This is a genomic window from Priestia iocasae (genome assembly GCF_016909075.1).
GTDB classification, from domain to species: Bacteria; Bacillota; Bacilli; order Bacillales; family Bacillaceae_H; genus Priestia; species Priestia iocasae.
This window is the reverse complement of sequence record NZ_JAFBFC010000006.1, coordinates 216,997-234,826: the sequence shown is the minus strand read 5'-3', so window position 1 is coordinate 234,826 and position 17,830 is coordinate 216,997. Positions and strand designations below refer to the sequence as shown.

At 38.5% G+C, this 17,830-nt stretch carries 14 protein-coding genes and 1 rRNA gene; 4 read left to right on the top strand and 11 right to left on the bottom strand.

Annotated features, from left to right (window positions below):
• Together JOC83_RS16320 and JOC83_RS16315 are read right to left on the bottom strand one after the other, a co-directional pair.
• Positions 1–75 (bottom strand): 16S ribosomal RNA (locus JOC83_RS16320); the annotation flags it as partial.
• A 435-nt stretch (positions 76–510) separates the two neighbouring features.
• Entirely contained in the window at positions 511–1,383 is an 873-nt protein-coding gene (locus JOC83_RS16315; protein WP_205188443.1) for a nucleotidyltransferase-like protein, read from the bottom strand.
• A 262-nt stretch (positions 1,384–1,645) separates the two neighbouring features.
• Between JOC83_RS16315 and JOC83_RS16310 the strand changes: the two genes are divergently transcribed.
• Entirely contained in the window at positions 1,646–2,002 is a 357-nt protein-coding gene (locus JOC83_RS16310; protein WP_205188442.1) for a YgzB family protein, read from the top strand.
• A gap of 24 nt (positions 2,003–2,026) precedes the next feature.
• On the opposite strand, the gene perR is transcribed toward JOC83_RS16310, so the two are convergent.
• From perR to JOC83_RS16275, 7 genes are all read right to left on the bottom strand, one after another.
• Positions 2,027–2,461 (bottom strand): peroxide-responsive transcriptional repressor PerR, encoded by a 435-nt coding sequence (perR, locus tag JOC83_RS16305; RefSeq protein ID WP_205188441.1) that lies wholly within the window; start codon positions 2,459–2,461, stop codon positions 2,027–2,029.
• A 373-nt stretch (positions 2,462–2,834) separates the two neighbouring features.
• Positions 2,835–4,331, bottom strand: coding sequence for an AbgT family transporter (locus JOC83_RS16300; RefSeq protein ID WP_205188458.1), 1,497 nt, complete (start codon positions 4,329–4,331; stop codon positions 2,835–2,837).
• A 287-nt stretch (positions 4,332–4,618) separates the two neighbouring features.
• Positions 4,619–5,089: a thioredoxin-dependent thiol peroxidase gene (gene bcp, locus JOC83_RS16295; protein ID WP_205188440.1), complete on the bottom strand. Its 471-nt coding sequence runs from the start codon at positions 5,087–5,089 to the stop codon at positions 4,619–4,621.
• A 66-nt stretch (positions 5,090–5,155) separates the two neighbouring features.
• The gene (locus JOC83_RS16290; protein ID WP_205188439.1) at positions 5,156–5,548 is read right to left on the bottom strand and encodes a two pore domain potassium channel family protein; all 393 of its coding nucleotides are present in this window, start codon (positions 5,546–5,548) and stop codon (positions 5,156–5,158) included.
• Positions 5,549–5,637: 89 nt separating this feature from the next.
• A complete protein-coding gene (locus JOC83_RS16285) occupies positions 5,638–6,423 on the bottom strand; it encodes an ABC transporter permease (protein ID WP_205188438.1) in 786 nt (261 codons plus the stop codon).
• A 3-nt stretch (positions 6,424–6,426) separates the two neighbouring features.
• Positions 6,427–7,218: an ABC transporter permease gene (locus JOC83_RS16280; RefSeq protein ID WP_205188437.1), complete on the bottom strand. Its 792-nt coding sequence runs from the start codon at positions 7,216–7,218 to the stop codon at positions 6,427–6,429.
• The gene (locus JOC83_RS16275; protein ID WP_205188436.1) at positions 7,211–8,224 is read right to left on the bottom strand and encodes an ABC transporter ATP-binding protein; all 1,014 of its coding nucleotides are present in this window, start codon (positions 8,222–8,224) and stop codon (positions 7,211–7,213) included. The genes JOC83_RS16280 and JOC83_RS16275 overlap by 8 nt, the downstream gene beginning before the upstream one ends.
• Positions 8,225–8,423: 199 nt before the next feature.
• Here JOC83_RS16275 and JOC83_RS16270 point away from each other — a divergent pair, with 199 nt between their 5' ends.
• The 3 genes from JOC83_RS16270 to JOC83_RS16260 all read left to right on the top strand — a co-directional run bounded on the left by JOC83_RS16270 (position 8,424) and on the right by JOC83_RS16260 (position 15,778).
• Positions 8,424–9,719: a glutamate-1-semialdehyde 2,1-aminomutase gene (locus JOC83_RS16270; protein WP_205188435.1), complete on the top strand. Its 1,296-nt coding sequence runs from the start codon at positions 8,424–8,426 to the stop codon at positions 9,717–9,719.
• A 317-nt stretch (positions 9,720–10,036) separates the two neighbouring features.
• On the top strand, positions 10,037–14,509 hold the full coding sequence (locus JOC83_RS16265; protein ID WP_205188457.1) for a glutamate synthase-related protein: 4,473 nt from the start codon (positions 10,037–10,039) through the stop codon (positions 14,507–14,509).
• Between the two features lie 180 nt (positions 14,510–14,689).
• Complete coding sequence (locus JOC83_RS16260; protein WP_205188434.1) at positions 14,690–15,778, top strand: aromatic acid exporter family protein; 1,089 nt, start codon at positions 14,690–14,692, stop codon at positions 15,776–15,778.
• 54 nt (positions 15,779–15,832) lie between these two features.
• Here JOC83_RS16260 and nikC read toward each other — a convergent pair whose 3' ends face one another.
• Complete coding sequence (nikC, locus tag JOC83_RS16255; RefSeq protein WP_205188433.1) at positions 15,833–16,732, bottom strand: nickel transporter permease; 900 nt, start codon at positions 16,730–16,732, stop codon at positions 15,833–15,835.
• 21 nt (positions 16,733–16,753) lie between these two features.
• Positions 16,754–17,758 carry an ABC transporter permease gene (locus JOC83_RS16250; RefSeq protein WP_205188432.1) on the bottom strand — a complete coding sequence of 335 codons (1,005 nt, stop codon included), beginning with the start codon at positions 17,756–17,758 and terminating at the stop codon, positions 16,754–16,756.
• Positions 17,759–17,830 lie beyond the last annotated feature (72 nt).

The window sequence follows — 17,830 nt, the reverse complement described above, 5'->3', positions numbered from 1 at the left end:
AGAAGTTCGCTCGACTTGCATGTATTAGGCACGCCGCCAGCGTTCGTCCTGAGCCAGGATCAAACTCTCCGAAGAAATGTTTGACTTGCTCATAATTTTAAAACTTGAATTAACGTTGACGTTTGTCGCTTTGTTCAGTTTTCAAAGTTCAACCGTCGCTCAGAAGCGACTTTCTAATCATATCAAGTTGTGATTTGTTTGTCAACAACTTTTTTTGATTTGTTTTTTTGTTTTTTATTGAATCGCTACTGCGTCGTAACGACAAGAATTAATTTATCATAGAATCAATTGATTGGTCAATAGTTTTTCTAAAAAAACTTTTCTCTTTTTGAAAAAAAGGAAGAATTCCATAGTGTTACAGCGAATTGTCCCCTGTTCTTTTGGGCAGTTTCTAAAAAGAAATAAGCCACAAAGATAACGCAAAGAGATTTATACTTTCACTCTTTGCGTTACCTTTTGCTTATAATTAAATGCACTAGCGCCCAAAATGGTGCTTGTTTATAAACAATATTATAGAGGTTTCGTAGAATAGTGTCTGTGATAAATATGTTTCCCCTTTGTTTCCACTCTTTTTACGTCAATGATTCCTTTATCAACTAAAAATTCAATGAGTACACCTAAGTCAATGGCATAAGGCTCTATCTCTTCATGTGTCATTAAATCGTTGAACGTCCACTCGTTCTTTCCTTTATTCATTAACGAGACTAGATGTTTCGAACCAATCCCCATCTTTTTATTCACTAACAGCTCGCTTGCTAAGAATAATAGTTCTAACCTTTTACTAATTTCTTCATCACTTACAATTAGCTCTTCATATAGCTTATGAATTTCTGGCTCGATTTTTTTCACTTGGTTCCACACCGTAACTTCAGGGTGAAAACCATTTTCTAGAACCGCTAAGCGAGCTAAATGATGCAAAGCATGGATAACATGATTAAAGGCATCTAAATAGTGTTTGGATTCATAGAAGTTTTTCCCTTCAATAAATCTTCTTATTAACTTAGCAAATTCAATCCCAATTTTTTTCGTTCTTTCTTCTTGTGGGAATTCAATCAATCTCTTTCTTAATGTTTCAACATACTCATTTCGATCAAAAATCACTTTTCCGTTTAATAACCAATCAACAACCCGACGATTCGTACCATTAATCATCCAGTCTGTAATTTGACTTTCAGGTGCAATGTACAGAGCAGCTTTTTCATTCATGTATTCATAGTGCTTAATGAAAAGCGGAGTATCTGAATGCTTGACAATAATAAACATAATGGCATCTAAATTGTCTGTAACAGCAGATTCTGAATTTCGTTTTTCGATTAATAAAATCCCCAATGTTTCCTCTTTACTAGCTCTTTCTTGATAAATAGGACGTAAGATATCTTCCATATTTGCGTTCCTCCACCATTGATAATTAGCAATCTTACTACTCATGTTCTTATAAAAAAAGGGACGTCTATTGTTCTTACACAAATATTTTATATGAGCAATCGCATATTTTCTACATTATTCGCCTTCTCTATGTAGATTCTACGACCAAAGAAAAATCCCTTGTTTTTACTTAATAGAAAATAGAGAGCAGCCTACTTTATAGAAAACAATCCTCTTTCCTTCCATCTATGGTATAGTTAGACAGTAGGAGGGACTGGATATGGCATTAAAATACTCAAACAAAATCAATAAGATTCGTACCTTTGCATTAAGTTTAATTTTCATTGGATTTATCGTGATGTATGTAGGAATTTTCTTTAAATCGTCTATGTGGTTAATGACCATTTTTATGTTGTTAGGGTTACTTTGTATTGTAGCAAGCACCGTTGTGTATTTCTGGATTGGAATGCTGTCTACAAAAGCTGTACAAGTCGTCTGCCCTTCATGCCAAAGACATACGAAAATGCTTGGACGTGTAGATATGTGCATGTATTGTAACGAGTCGCTTACACTCGATCCTTCTCTTGAAGGAAAAGAGTTCGATGAAAAATATAACCGCAAACAAAAAGAAAGCTGATAACCTTTGAAAGTTATCAGCTTTTTAATGCTGTTTTTTATTCTTACAATCCGTACATGTTCCATAAATCTCCATGCGATGATGACTGATTTCAAAACCTGTAATATGAGCTGCTAATGCTTCTACCTCATCTAGACCAGGATAATGAAAATCAACAATCTTCCCACAACTTTCACAGATTACATGATAATGATCTGTTGTGACATAATCAAAGCGACTTGAAGAGTCTCCATATGTTAACTCTTTTACAATGCCTACTTCACGAAATACTCGTAAGTTATTGTATACGGTTGCGACACTCATATTAGGAAACTTACCTTCTAGAGCTTTATAAATATCATCTGCAGTTGGATGCGTCATCGAGTTAATTAAATACTCTAAAATCGCATGACGTTGCGGTGTAATGCGAACTCCCGTACCTTTTAATGTTTCAATCGCTTCTTTTAAATGTGCTGACACGTCATGCACCCCTCTTCTATATAAATTCTTACTTTATAATTTTTATAATTAGTCTACATGTTACACCCTAGTTTTGTCAACTTCTCAATGAACATGAACGAACGAAGAAACCCCTCTGTCCAAAGAATAGAAACCTTCATCCTACTTTATTATATTATAAGCTTCTCTTTAATTATGTCATTCATTCTTCAGAAGAATCCTTTCATTTCACAATAAGAAAGTTAGAATGTTTTCATACTTTAATAACTCATCTAAAATGATGGATTTTAAGAACCTAACCGAACTCTCCATCGTCTTTTAGAAAAGATCCTCACATAAAAAAATCGCTCGTTCATGACTGTGAATGAACGAGCGATTTTTATGTGACAAATGCTTACTTGTCATAATAGATTGGTGAACCCGGTCCTAAATCAATACCAGTAAACATCCACACAATCAGCATTAGTACCCAACCTAATGTAAAGAAGAGTGAATAAGGTAACATTGTTGAGATTAGTGTTCCAATCCCTACACGCTTGTCATACTTTTGTGCAAATGCAATGATAATTGCAAAGTATGGCAATAATGGTGAAATAATGTTCGTTGTAGAATCAGAGACACGGTAAACAGCTTGCGTGAACTCTGGAGAATAACCAAGTCCCATCATAATCGGTACAAATACTGGAGCCATAATTGCCCACTTAGCAGATGCACTACCAATGAATAGATTAATGATCCCTGTAATTAAAATAAACGTCAGGATAAGAGGAATTCCTTTAAAGCCTGTAGACTCTAAGAATTCAGCTCCATTAATCGCTAGTACAATTCCTAAATTCGTTTCTTTAAAATACGCAACGAATTGACCTGCAATGAAAGCTAGTACAACATAAGATCCCATTGTCGCCATTGTATCTGACATTTGATTGGCAACGTCTTTGTCATTTTTAATTGTTTTTGTCACCATTCCATATACAAGACCTGGAATGAAAAACATAATTAAAATAACAGGTACAAGTGAATGGAAAAATGGTGAATCAATGATACTACCTTCTCCACGCAGTGGTCCCCATTCTGGCACAACAAGTAAAGATAAAAGTAAGCCTGTTAGGATAAATGCAGCAAATGCAGCCCATAATCCTTTTTTCTCTTCTGGTTTTAAATCTTCTGCTGTTTCTTTTACTTCACCTTTGTATTTACCAAGTCTTGGTTCAACAATTTTCTCTGTTACAAACGTACCAATTAATGTAATTAAAATAACAGATGCGATCATGAAGTAATAGTTCATCGCAAAGTTCATTTGACCTGCATAAGCAGGGTCTAATGTTGCAGCCGCTTCTTGTGTTAATGAACCAAGCAACGGATCAAGAGATGTTAACAGTAAGTTAGCACTAAACCCACCAGATACTCCAGCAAATGCAGCAGCTAGTCCAGCAAGTGGATGTCGTCCCATCCCTGCAAATAATACAGCTCCAAGTGGAGTTAATACAACATATCCTGCATCGGCAGCCATGCTTGACATAATACCACCAAACACTAATGCAGCCGTCATTAATTGTTTTGGTACAGACATTACAAGCGCACGTAATCCTGCACTAATCAGTCCAGAACGCTCAGCTAGTCCAATCCCTAACATCGTAACAAGTACAGTTCCTAATGGAGCGAATCCTGTAAAGTTTGAAACAGCGGATTCAAACATATACTTAATTCCTTCTGCACTTAGTAGGTTTTTAACTTGTAATACTTCCCCTTCATTAACGGGGTCGTCAACTTGTACGCCTAAGTTTGCAAAAATAGCAGATGCGACCATAATAAGCAAACAAAATATTGCGAACAATGTGACAGGATGCGGCAGACGATTCCCTACGCGCTCAATCCCATCTAATAGACGCATAAAAAAGCCTTTATTTTTAGCTGATGATGCCACAAGATAACCTCCTTCGTATTCTGTTTCTTATAAAAGACATAGATTTTTAGTATAATAAACAATGATCAAAGTTGAAAGTCTTTCAACAAAATACGAAATTTTAGAAATCTTATTATTATTCCAACATAAAAAAGAAGTGTGGATTTCAAATCCACACTTTTCTACGTGCTAACATCTGAGGAGGTATGCCCTACACTTTTATTGTACGCATTACACTTAAAAGTGCTCTAGTCATATCACCTATTTTTTAGATTTTATGATAGATGTTCACGAACAAATGTTAATGCTTCTTCTACGTGACCTTTGACACGAACTTTTCGCCATTCTTTTGCAATTTTTCCGTCTTTATCAAGAATAAAGGTAGAACGCTCAATTCCCATATACTCTTTCCCAAAATTCTTTTTCAGTGTCCATACACCATATTCTTCCGCTACTTTATGATCTTCATCTGCTAAGAGTAAAAATGGCAAACCATGTTTATCAATAAACTTTTGATGTCTTTCAATAGGATCTGGACTGATTCCTAGAATGACCGCATCTAATTCCGAGAAATTCTCATGTTGGTCACGGAAATCACACGCTTCTGTCGTACAACCTGGTGTCATATCTTTTGGATAAAAATAAAGCACTACATGCTTACCTTTAAAATCCGATAGCGTCACGTCGCTTCCGTCGTTTGCTTTTAATGTGAAATCTGGTGCTTGTACACCTACTTCTATTGCCATATGTATACACCCCTTAAATAGATTGTGTACACATAGGTTAACCAAAATAAAATACAGATACAACTATTATGTTCGGTTTACGGTCCGTAACACAAACAAAGCTGGCATAATGTAACCAACTAGTGACTCGATAATGACAATCCCTTTGCCGACTCCTATAGGATACATGTCTCCATATCCAACAGAAAACAACGTAACAGCGCTAAAGTACAAACTATTATAAAGGGTGACGCCATAACTTTGCCCAGCTTGGTACTCTCCTGCTAGCACAGCGAAATCGTGCATTTCAAAAACGGTATAGATAAGGCCGAACCCAATAAGGACCGTCACGTATGCATATAAAAGGGCAATAAAGCTTCCCAAAGAAAACACGTGAAAATCGCTTACCTCTCGTTTAAATAGAAACTGCATACTACCAATCATTAGGCCACAAATGATGACGACAAGGAGAATGACCATATCCTTCTCTCCTTTTTTCAATATTCGTTTGTAATCAATATACGTTACGTCTTGTCCAAACATTCGTCACACAACAAAAAAGCAGGCAATTAATTGCCTGCTCCTCGATATCGTTTAACTCCTGTATTCCATAAGAAAATAGACATGGTAAAGAACAAAATCCCCATAAAAGGTGTTAAAAATGCATATCCATACCACTCTTCACGTCCTAAAAAGTAAGCAGCTGGGTATACTCCTACAAAGGCAAATGGAAGAATCCACGTTAACACATAACGAATCACATTATTATAAATGTCTACTGGATAACGTCCATAGTTTCCAATGTTGTACATCGTTGGCATAATAGACGTACGGGCATCTGACCAAAAGCCAATACTTGCTAATGCAATAAAAATACCCGCATAGACTAATGCTCCCCCAAGTACAAGCAAGATAAAGATAAAGGGGTCATACCAATGAAATACTAAGTCTAATTTCGTTCCTGCATAAATCATGACCGCGATTCCTGTCAACGCACCAAACAACGACTCTAACTCGATTCGTTCGAGGATAACTTGAAACAAGCTATGAATGGGGCGTGTTAGAATACGATCCATCTCTCCTTTTACAATATAGCGTTCATTGAAGTCCCAGATGTTAAAAAATGATGTGAAAATAGCAAAAGGCACTAAAAAGAAGCCATAAATAAAAATGATTTCTTCTCTCGACCAACCATTTAAAAATTGAGTATGACCAAATACAACTAAAATAAAGATTAAATTAACGGCCTGAAACAATAAATCAGACATCACTTCTACAAATAGATCCGCACGATATTGAAGTCTTGTTTTCATATATTGACCGATATATTGAAAAAACATTGATACGTAAAACATCGCTTATCCTCCTTGAATAACCATTCTTTTTTTCGCAAGATTCCAAAGAAGAGCGATTGGAACAAGTAATACGACAGACCATACAATCTGCACCATGAGCGCCTGGATGATTTCGTTTCCTTTAAAGCCTTCCGTAAAAATCATACTTGGAATATAGCTGATGGCTTGAAACGGAAAATAGCCCATCACTTCTTGAGCCCAAAGCGGATAAAAGCTAATTGGTAATAACAGACCTGAAAACAAATCAATAACCACTCGTTTGGCACGGATAAGTCCATCATTGTTGAATAAGAAGAACGTTGTAATTCCTGTGAGTAAATTGATTTGTGTATTTACAATAAAACTAAAAACAAGCGATAGTCCAAAGTATAGCCACGTTGCCGCACTTGCTGAAAATTCAATTGGAAACAGGAAGTACACAATTGCCATGCCAGGTACAGAGAAGAATAGCAAACGAAAAATTCCTTCTCCTAACCCTTGCATCGTCTTCATCCCAAGGTAGCTATATGGCTTAATAAGCTCTACCGCTACCTTTCCATCTTTAATCTCCATCGCCATCTCTCGGTCGATGTTATTAAAGTAAAACGCACGCGCCATCCATGAGATGGCTACATACGTAGTCATCTGAACCATGGAGAGACCTTGAATGTTTTCCTTCCCTCCATAAATAGCCGACCACAAAAAGTAATAAGCTCCTATGTTAATGGCGTAAATTAAAATACCGCTATAATAATTCGTCCGATACGCTAACATCATGAGAAATCGGATTCGAATCATTTCGATGTATTTAGCCATTCACAACACCTTCTTCATAAATGTTGCGAATGATTTCTTCCGTTGACACTTCATGAATGCTAATGTCGTTAATTTCATATTTACCGACGACACGTCCAATAAGCTGAGACATCGTATCTCCTTCATTCACTAAGTGAGAAACCCAAATATTTTCTCGTTCTCCTTGTGTCCATGTCACAGGTAGCCCTTGTGTTAGCATTTTAATATGTTCACGATTTGGTGGCGTCGCAAATTCAAAAACGACTTGCTTCCCATCTCCCCATGTCGAACGCAGCTTTTGAAGAGAACCATCATAGATGATTTTTCCTTCATCTAACATCACTACGCGCTCACATAATGCTTCGATATCTGATAAATCATGCGTAGTTAATAAAATCGTTGTATTGTACTTCTCATTAATTTCTTTTAAAAATTTACGAATCTTTAATTTCACAAGAACGTCTAATCCGATGGTTGGCTCATCTAAAAACAAAAGAGGTGGATTGTGAATAAGCGCCGCTGCTAATTCACATCTCATTCGCTGTCCAAGTGATAGCTTACGTACAGGCTTGTCGAGTAAAGGTCCGATATCTAGTGTTTCAATCACATGATTCATATGGCTGTTGTAATCTTCGTCAGATACTTTATATACTTTTTTCAATAACCGAAATGACTCTTGAACCGCAATGTCCCACCATAATTGTGAACGTTGTCCGAACACCACACCAATAGTCTGAGCAAATTTTTCACGCTCTTTATGTGGATTCATCCCGTTTACAAGAACTTTACCTGACGTCGGTGTTAAAATGCCTGTTAACATTTTAATGGTCGTTGACTTACCGGCTCCGTTTTCTCCGATGTATCCAACCATTTCTCCTTGTTTTACGTTAAAGGAAATATCGTTAACAGCAGGAACAATTTTGTAATTACGTGTAAATAAATCTCGAAAAGCGCCCCCTAAGCCTGAGCGACTTGAGTAAGACTTAAACTCTTTTCGTAACATTTCTACTTCGATTGCATGTCGCATCTCATTTCCTCCATCTATTTTTAGCACCTGAATGCTTTGACTTCTCTAAAAAAAGTTCTATCACCAAACCTTTACTTTATCTAATAACAAGAAAGAGAACAACTCTTTTGCTTAGAATGTCCACTTTCACTTTCTTCTATCTGAAACAAAACTTTGTTAGAATAAAAGAGTTGATATTTTAATAGCTAGGAGGCAAATCATGCAATTTACAAAATCTGAACAGTTACATAGTGAAGCTGTTGAACATATTGTCGGTGGTGTGAATAGTCCATCACGTTCATATAAAGCAGTAGGTGGAGGCGCACCTGTTGTAATGGAAAAAGCAGAAGGCGCTTATTTTTGGGATGTAGATGGAAACAAATACATCGACTATTTAGCTGCGTATGGTCCCATTATTACAGGACATGCGCACCCACATATTACAGAAGCCATTACAAAAGCCGCTCAATCAGGTGTCTTATATGGAACACCAACGCCGCATGAGATTACATTTGCGAAGATGTTAAAAGAAGCCATGCCAGCGCTTGATAAAGTACGCTTTGTGAACTCAGGGACAGAAGCTGTCATGACAACCATTCGTGTTGCTCGTGCGTACACAGGTCGCGATAAAATTATTAAATTTGCAGGTTGTTACCATGGCCATTCTGATTTAGTTCTTGTAGCAGCAGGATCTGGTCCTTCAACGCTTGGAACACCTGATTCCGCAGGTGTTCCAAAAAGCATTGCTAAAGAAGTGATTACCGTTCCATTCAATGATATCGAACCCTTTAAAGAAGCACTTGCCAAATGGGGAGATGAAATTGCAGCGGTTTTAGTTGAACCAATCGTAGGAAACTTTGGAATTGTAGAGCCCGAGCCAGGATTTCTACAAGCTGTCAATGACTTAACTCATGAAGCAGGGGCTCTTGTTATTTATGATGAAGTCATTACGGCGTTTCGCTTTATGTACGGAGGCGCACAAGATTTATTAGGTGTGAAGCCTGATTTAACGGCTCTTGGTAAAATTATTGGTGGCGGCTTACCAATCGGGGCATATGGTGGACGTAAAGAAATCATGGAAACAGTCGCTCCACTAGGTCCAGCATATCAAGCAGGAACGATGGCAGGAAACCCAGCTTCAATTTTATCAGGCATCGCTTGTTTAGAAGTGTTAAAGCAAGATGGCGTATACGAGCAGCTCGATCAACTTGGTGCCCTTTTAGAAGACGGCATATTGGCTCTTGCTAAAAAGTACAACATGCCTATTACAACTAACCGCTTAAAAGGAGCTCTTACTCTCTACTTTACCACTGAAAAAGTGAAGAACTATGAGCAAGCTGAAAACACAGATGGCGAAATGTTTGCGAAGTTCTTTAAACTAATGCTGCATCAAGGAATTAACCTAGCTCCATCTAAATACGAGGCATGGTTCCTCACAATTGCGCATACAGAAGAAGATATTACTCAAACTTTACAAGCTGTAGAGCATGCATTTAAGGCGTTACAATCCGCATAAATATACATCCATATACTTAAATAGGGGAAAAACCTTCTCCTATTTAAGTACAATTACCTATTAATGTAAACGTTTACAAATAAACATTCTCTCTTCTTTTTCATCTCATTTCTTTTCTTCCCCCTTCTCTATATTAAATGAATAGATAATTGTATTTTTTTTACTTTCGTGGTACTATTTTATATACAATTCTGAAAATTTTTAATCATTATGATGTGATCTTAATCCTTTTTTATTTAACAAAAAATAGAGAGATTATTTTAACTGGAGGTGAAGGCAGGAAGCGTGTGATTTTACACGCACTGAATGCCGTTCGTATGAAAACAAAGTGGACTCCTAGTTTATTTAAAAACTATCATCTTCATGAACATGATGCTTGTGGAATTGTCTCTGTGATTGAGAAAGTAAACCAGCCTACTAAACAAAATATTGAGCAATGTATTGATGCCTTAAACACGATGAATCATCGTGCCGGCTTTATTAATGACGAAGGAGATGGCATCGGCATTCACATCGATTTACCACGTGCTTTATGGAAAGAAAAGCTAAAAAACGCAGGAAAAGATGAAGGCGTTGTCGATGACCCAGCCTTTATTGTTGGGCATTTTTTTATTGCCAAACAAGCTGATCTCGTTGAAAAGAAAGCTTATATCACCCAACTCTTTACGAAATATGGACTGAATCTTCTATTTGAAGCAGACGATTCTGTCGTTCATTCAGACGCACTAGGACCACTTGCAAAAAATGAAGAGCCTTATTTTTGGCAAGTCGCTCTTTTAGCAAATGATTTATCATCCATCCCTTCAACTGTCTTTCAGTTAAATATTGAAATGGAAGAAGACGATACACTTCATGTTGCTTCTCTTAGTCACTCATACGTTGTCTATAAAGTAATGGGTGCTGGCGAAACATTACGAAACTACTATTCTGATTTAAAACATCCTTTGATTGCCTCATCGATAACATTAGGACATAACCGCTACTCAACGAATACCTTAACAAGCTTTTTCCGTGTACAACCTTTTAGCTTACTCGGACACAATGGAGAGATTAACACTGTAGCTAAATTGCGTGATGAAGCGCGAATGCTGAACGTCCCCCTTTCAAATGGTGGCAGTGACTCTCAAGACTTAAACCGAATAATTGAAACACTCATTATCCGAGATGGCTATTCGTTATTTGAAGCCGTCGATGTCCTCTTCCCTCCTATTATCAATGAAATAAAAGCGTACCCTTCTCATTTACAGGACATGTATACGTACATGCGTGAATCATGGGGTCATTTTGCGCAAGGACCGGCTGGGATTATTTCACGCTACGAAGATGAAGCGGTTTTTAGTGTAGATGCGCTAGGACTTAGACCGGTTTGGCAGCTAGAAACCGAAAGCTCGTATTTCTTTTCTTCAGAGCCTGGTATTATCCCAAACTCTGAATATGTAGCCGAGCCAAAGCCATTCGCTCCTGGAGAGAAAGTTGGGTTGAAATGGAATGATCAAGGTAAAATCGAACTGTACCCTCATTCTTTCTTTCAACAAGAAGTGTATGAACGGTTTTCATCTCGTATTTCTCTTCAAAACGATCACGAGCGTTTAGCTGCTTCAACGTATGAGGATGCTGTGTCTGTCCCATCTGTCACAAAAGTAACAAACGGACAATATGCAGCGTTCGGCTGGGACCGTGAGCACATTCAGTTGCTTGAACAAATGGCCGAAAAAGGAGCCGAACCCATTCGTTCACTTGGCCATGACGCCCCATTAGCTGCTCTTCATCCAGGTCGAAAAAACATGGCTGATTATATAAAAGAAAGCGTTGCTGTTGTTACAAATCCAGCGATTGATCGCGACCGTGAAACCGAACACTTTTCAACTCGAACCGTTATCGGAAAAAGGCCGTCTATAACTGGAGATGAAGATAATAGCTATATTGTTGAGCTGCTTTCTCCTTTATTAATTGAAGGTGCAATAGGCTTAAAATGTAGCAAGCTCATTCATCAGCCTTCCTATGATCAGCTTCTTCATGCTTTTCAACAAAAGCAGCTGGTTCACTATCTATCAGCAACATTTACTGAACATGAAACGATTAATGAAGCATTAAAACGTTTGTCTCTTGAGGCAATTGAAAGTGTACAAAACGGAAAGACTCTCTTAATTATTGATGATTCAAAAGCTCATCAAGATGGACAGTTGTTGATTGATCCACATCTGATTGTATCAGCAATCGATCAAACCTTAGTGAAGAACCATATTCGCCGCGATTGTTCATTGTTGCTTCGTTCAGGAGCCATTCGATCGTTACACGATGTGATGGTTGCATTTGGATTGGGTGCTGATGTCATCAATCCATATCTTTTATTTGCAACTGTAAGTGAAGAAGAACCACAACCTGTTGTGAACCTTTATAGCGCTCTCATAAAAGGAATCGAAAAAGTCATTTCAACAATCGGCATTCATGAATTACGTGGCTATGGTCGCTTATTCTCGTCCATTGGCCTTCATGAGCAAATTGCAGACGTTTTAGCAATCGTGAACTTCTTCGGCTCTGACAAATTGCAACATGACTTTTCTTCTTTAAAAGAAGATGCCACGGCTCGTGCTCATGACTTTGCCGATGAGAAAGCGCGCGCTGGGAAAAGCTTTCACCTTTTCCCTCGCATTTGGAAAGCCATTGGAGAAGTTGCGCAAACGGGAGGATATGATACCTATCGTGACAAATTAACAGAGCAAGAAACAATGAATCCAACGACGATTCGTCACTTAACAGATTTGAGCAAGAAAGATGATACTGTCTCGCCTGATTCTGTTGATATTGGCATTGCTGGTCACGATTTACCGTTTGTTATTGCCTCAATGTCCTTTGGATCTCAAAATGAAACAGCTTTTCGCGCATATGCAGAAGCGGCTGAACGCTTAAACATGGTGAGCTTGAACGGTGAAGGTGGAGAAATTAAAGATATGCTTGGCAAATACCCTCGTACAAGAGGTCAACAAGTGGCATCAGGTCGATTTGGGGTGAATGCAGAGCTTTTAAACTCTTCAAATCTATTAGAAATTAAAATCGGGCAAGGAGCAAAGCCTGGTGAAGGTGGTCACCTTCCTGCTTCAAAGGTAACGGCGAAGATTGCAGAGGCTCGTAATGCAACCATTGGATCTGATTTAATTTCACCATCTAACAACCATGACATTTACTCGATTGAAGATTTAGCTCAAATGATTGCAGAATTAAAGACGGCGAATGACCAAGCGAAGGTTGCGGTTAAAGTTCCGGTTGTGCCTAATATTGGAACCATTGCGGTTGGAATTGCAAAAGCTGGGGCAGATATCATCACGTTAAGTGGATTTGATGGTGGAACAGGTGCAGCGCGTATCCATGCCCTACAGCATGTTGGTCTTCCTGTTGAAATTGGTGTAAAAGCTGCTCACAACGCCTTACTTGAAGCTGGATTACGCCATAAAGTTGAAATTTGGGCAGATGGCGGGATCAAAAGCGCGCTTGATGTGATAAAAGTGATGCTTCTTGGAGCGAATCGTATTGGATTCGGTACACTTTCCATGATTGCCATTGGCTGTACGACCTGTCGTGGCTGTCACCTCGACACGTGTCATGTTGGAATTGCTACACAAATTGAATCAGAGGCACAAGCAAAAGAACACGGATTGAGACGCTTTGTACCACGTGAATTAAATCCTGCTGTTCAAGGGCTCATTAACCTGTTTACAGCGTTCGGAAATGAACTGAAAGCATTAACCGCAAGCTTAGGATTTGAACGTCTTCAAGACATTGTTGGTCGTTCTGATTTGCTCGTTCAAGCTCGTGGGCAAGATGCGCTTGATTTAACACCTTTGTTAGAAGTAGTTGACATTCAATCGTTATCACAATTAGAAGTGGCAGCAAGTGTCGAAGAACCAGCATTTAACCTAGCAGCCGGAAGTGAATACCTCGATGCTCATGTTGATACGTTAACAAAATCAAGAGAGTATGAAGCTGTGACATCCGAGCAGCGTATTCTTGGAAGCCGTGTTTCTTGTCACCGCGTTCGCAATCGCTTAGACGGTGCTTATAAAAGGCTACCAAACGTTCAATTAACGTATAAAAATGGCTCAATCGTTGGAAATGGATTAGGAGCTTATAACAGTTCAGGTATTCATATTAAAGTGTCTGGTGGCGCTCAAGATGGCACGGGTAAAACATCGTTTGGAGGAAATATTTTCGTCTTTAAATCAAAAGGAAAAGATGGGCGTTATTACAACGGATCCGTCGGAAAAGGCTTTGGTTATGGTGCACAACAAGGAGTATTACTGGCACAAGGAAATGCAGATGCACGTGCTGGGATTCGCTTGTCAGGTGCAGATATGATTATCGGCGGTACCGTGACCACACCAATTCCTGAACAAGAGCACGGAAACATTGGAACAAATGCAAACATTAAAGGGTTTGCGTTTGAATACATGACAAACGGACGTGGTCTAGTAGTAGGAGACCCTGGCCCTTGGATTTGCGCAGGTATGACGGGCGGCGTTATTTATTTACGTCATCAACCAGAAATGGGCTTAACAAAGCAGGCTCTTCAGCGTCGCATTGCTAAAGGTGCGAAAGTTACTATTCAAGCGTTAACAGACAAAGGCATTCAAGATGTGAAGGAATTGCTCTCTTTCTATCTTGAGGGATTAAAAGAAGAAGGACAGTATGAAGAAGCCGAAGCAATTGAGAAGTTACGACAAAACCCTGAGCAGCATTTTCTACAAGTAAACCCTATTAAAGAACAAGCCGATCCGTCTGTTTCAACTGAGTAAAGACATCGACAAAATAAGTGGAAAGCATCGTCGAAAAATCCCGTTTTCACACGGGATTTTTCTTTTTTTATAGACTTGATATGATACACTAAACCTTGTATAGTATGTTATTGTTTACTTTATTTTAAATAGGATAATAATTAACTAAACTCTATTTACAGAAAGGAATTATAAAAGAGCATGAAACTTGGTGCCCGCATTTTAAAAACGGGAATTGCCATTACCCTTTCATTGTTGTTAGCAGAGCTTTTACAATTGCCGTCTCCAATCTTTGCTGCCATTGCCGCTGTATTTGCAATTCAACCTTCCATTTACAGGTCTTATTTATCAATTCTAGAGCAAATTCAAGCAAATTTGATTGGTGCATTCTTAGCGGTTGTGTTCGGCCTAATTTTTGGAAATCACCCTTTTATTATCGGCCTTACCGCAGTCATTGTCATTGCGATTAATTTAAAGCTACGCATTGAAAACACAATTGGTCTAGCACTCGTAACCGTGATTGCCATTATGGAAAACCCAGGAGCAGACTTTGTCCAATTTGCGTTCATTCGTTTTGGTACGATTATTCTTGGTGTCCTTGCTGCATTTATTGTTAATTTAATTTTTCTCCCACCTAAATATGAAACAAAGTTGTACTATAAAGTCGTGAGTACAACGGAAGAGATTATTAAGTGGATTCGTATGAGTATTCGTCATGCATCAGAGCATACGTTATTAAAAGAAGATATTGAGAAGATTAAAGAAAAAGTATCAAGGATGGAGTTATTGTATAGTTTCTATAAAGAAGAGCGTACGCATTCTAAAAAGAAACGATATGTAAAATCACGTAAACTTGTGTTATTTAGACAGCTTATTCTGACAACAAGCCGTGCACTTGTCACGTTAAAATTATTACATCGACTTGAAAACGACATTCATCATACAAATCCATCGTTTCAAGAGCTACTCAATTCTGAACTGGAGTGTCTATTATCGTATCATGAACAAGTCATGCTGAAATTTGTTGGGAAAATCAAAGCAAATCCAGCTACACTCATTACAAATGAAGTATGCCTAGGAAGACGTGCCTTAATTGATGCTTTTATGAACTATAAATTATACGAAGATGAAGAACAAAACAAAATACTCTATCACCTGTTCCCTCTCGTCTCTTCGATCATTGAATATAGCGAAGAGCTAGAGCACCTTGATAAGTTAATTGATAGCTTTCATAATTATCATAAAGAAGATAACGAATTTGATATTCAAGAACAGCATGAGATTGAATAAAAATAGCGCCGTACTCTACTGAGTACGGCGCTATCTTTATGAATGATGCTTTGATTAGCTTTTCATTCGAGGATCGAGTGCATCACGCAAGCCGTCTCCCATTAAGTTGAACCCTAATACTGTCAACATAATCGCAAGACCTGGGAAGATCATAGTCCACGGTGCTTGAATTAAGAATGCTTTTGAGTCTGCAAGCATTTTCCCCCACTCTGGATTTGGTGCTTGTGCGCCTAAACCAAGGAAGCCTAATGCAGCGGCTTCAATGATAGCGGTGGCAATTGCTAGTGTTCCTTGAACAATAATTGGCGTCATACTATTTGGTAAGATGTGATGAAATAAAATACGAGCATCTCCCATTCCTACTGCTTTTGCCGCCATAATATACTCTTCTTCTTTTACACTCAATACTTTGGAGCGAATGAGACGCCCAAAGTTCGGGATGTTGATAATCGCAATCGCAATGAGTGCATTCTGTAAGGAAGGTCCTAATACCGCCACGATTCCAATTGCTAATAGAATACTAGGGAATGCAAGCATAATATCAAAGACACGAGAGATAATCGTATCGACCCAGCGTCCGTAGTAACCTGCAACAATTCCTAGTACACTTCCTACAGCTACTGAACCTAATACAGCAAAGAAGCCCACCCATAGAGAGATTCTTGCTCCATATAAAACACGTGAAAAGATGTCGCGTCCAAAGTCGTCCGTTCCGAACCAGTGCTCACTCGACGGTGCTTGAAGTCGCTTTGAGAGATCTTGCTCGTTAATGCCTTGTGGTGCGATAAGTGGTGCACAAATTGCTAGAATGATAAAAAGCAATACAATCCCCGCTCCAACAAGTGCTAATTTATTTTTACGAAACCCCCTCCACGCTTCTTTCCAGGGAGAAATGGCCACTTCTTCGTTTATTGGTGGTTTGACATCTAGGTTATTTTTTGCTAATTCTGCCACGATTGTTCCTCCTCTGTCCGTCTAGTTATACTTAATTCGCGGATCAACTGCTGCATATAAAAGATCGACGATTAAGTTAATAAGTACAAAGATAACCGCAATAATTAAAATGCCGGATTGGATAACAGGATAATCACGGAACCCAATTGCTTCGTAAATATAACGGCCAACTCCAGGCCAGCTGAAAATGGTTTCCGTTAAAATGGCTCCTCCAAGTAATAACCCTAACTGAAGACCAATGATTGTGATGATTGGAATAACCGCATTTTTTAAGGAGTGCTTGTACACCACCCAAAACATGCGTAACCCTTTTGCACGCGCTGTACGAATGTAATCAGAACGCATCACTTCTAACATACTAGAACGTGTAATACGTGCGATAATCGCCATTGGAATGGTTGCTAATGCAAAGCTTGGTAAAATTAAATGCTGAACGACTTCGCCTAGTTGATCCATTCTTCCTTGAAGGATCGTATCAATAATATAAAGATGTGTAATGGCTTCTACTGGATTTCGAACTTCTTCTCGGCCTGCTGTTGGAAGAAGATCAAACTGAATCGCAAAAATCCACTGTTCCATTAAACCTAACCAGAAGATTGGCATTGACACTCCGATTAATGCAAGTAACATCGCGATGTAATCAAACCATGAGTTTTGAAACCAAGCGCTAATGATACCGGCATTAACCCCAATGACAACGGCAATTAGTAAGGCGACAACAGACAATTCAATTGTCGCTGCTAAATACGGCCAAATTTCTTCACTGATTGGTGTTTTTGTTCGTAATGACTCACCTAAATCACCTGTTAATAAGCCACCTAAGTAATTAAAATATTGCACATACCACGGTTGATCTAGTCCTAATTCTTTCGTTAACGTTTCAATCGCATCTTTTGTAGCAAGCTGTCCTAAAATAACTTGAGCTGGATTACCAGGGATGGCACGAATCATGAAAAAGACAACGAGTGACAGACCTAGTAAAACCGGGACAAGCATAAGGACACGACGTATGATGTAAGAACCCATAATAATCACTTCTTTCATGTTTTAGTACGATTTAATCAGATTCGCTATGGCATCAAATGACTTTTACGCTTT

What these genes read in the sequence shown, in the direction of transcription:
- JOC83_RS16315 (WP_205188443.1), bottom strand. Translation starts at nt 1,383, where the DNA reads ATGGAAGATATCTTACGTCCTATTTATCAAGAAAGAGCTAGTAAAGAG.
- bcp (WP_205188440.1), bottom strand. Translation starts at nt 5,089, where the DNA reads ATGGCAATAGAAGTAGGTGTACAAGCACCAGATTTCACATTAAAAGCA.
- JOC83_RS16275 (WP_205188436.1), bottom strand. Translation starts at nt 8,224, where the DNA reads ATGCGACATGCAATCGAAGTAGAAATGTTACGAAAAGAGTTTAAGTCT.
- JOC83_RS16250 (WP_205188432.1), bottom strand. Translation starts at nt 17,758, where the DNA reads ATGGGTTCTTACATCATACGTCGTGTCCTTATGCTTGTCCCGGTTTTA.
- JOC83_RS16285 (WP_205188438.1), bottom strand. Translation starts at nt 6,423, where the DNA reads ATGTTTTACGTATCAATGTTTTTTCAATATATCGGTCAATATATGAAA.
- JOC83_RS16270 (WP_205188435.1), top strand. Translation starts at nt 8,424, where the DNA reads ATGCAATTTACAAAATCTGAACAGTTACATAGTGAAGCTGTTGAACAT.
- JOC83_RS16290 (WP_205188439.1), bottom strand. Translation starts at nt 5,548, where the DNA reads ATGGTCATTCTCCTTGTCGTCATCATTTGTGGCCTAATGATTGGTAGT.
- JOC83_RS16260 (WP_205188434.1), top strand. Translation starts at nt 14,690, where the DNA reads ATGAAACTTGGTGCCCGCATTTTAAAAACGGGAATTGCCATTACCCTT.
- JOC83_RS16310 (WP_205188442.1), top strand. Translation starts at nt 1,646, where the DNA reads ATGGCATTAAAATACTCAAACAAAATCAATAAGATTCGTACCTTTGCA.
- JOC83_RS16265 (WP_205188457.1), top strand. Translation starts at nt 10,037, where the DNA reads ATGAAAACAAAGTGGACTCCTAGTTTATTTAAAAACTATCATCTTCAT.
- JOC83_RS16300 (WP_205188458.1), bottom strand. Translation starts at nt 4,331, where the DNA reads ATGCGTCTATTAGATGGGATTGAGCGCGTAGGGAATCGTCTGCCGCAT.
- JOC83_RS16280 (WP_205188437.1), bottom strand. Translation starts at nt 7,218, where the DNA reads ATGGCTAAATACATCGAAATGATTCGAATCCGATTTCTCATGATGTTA.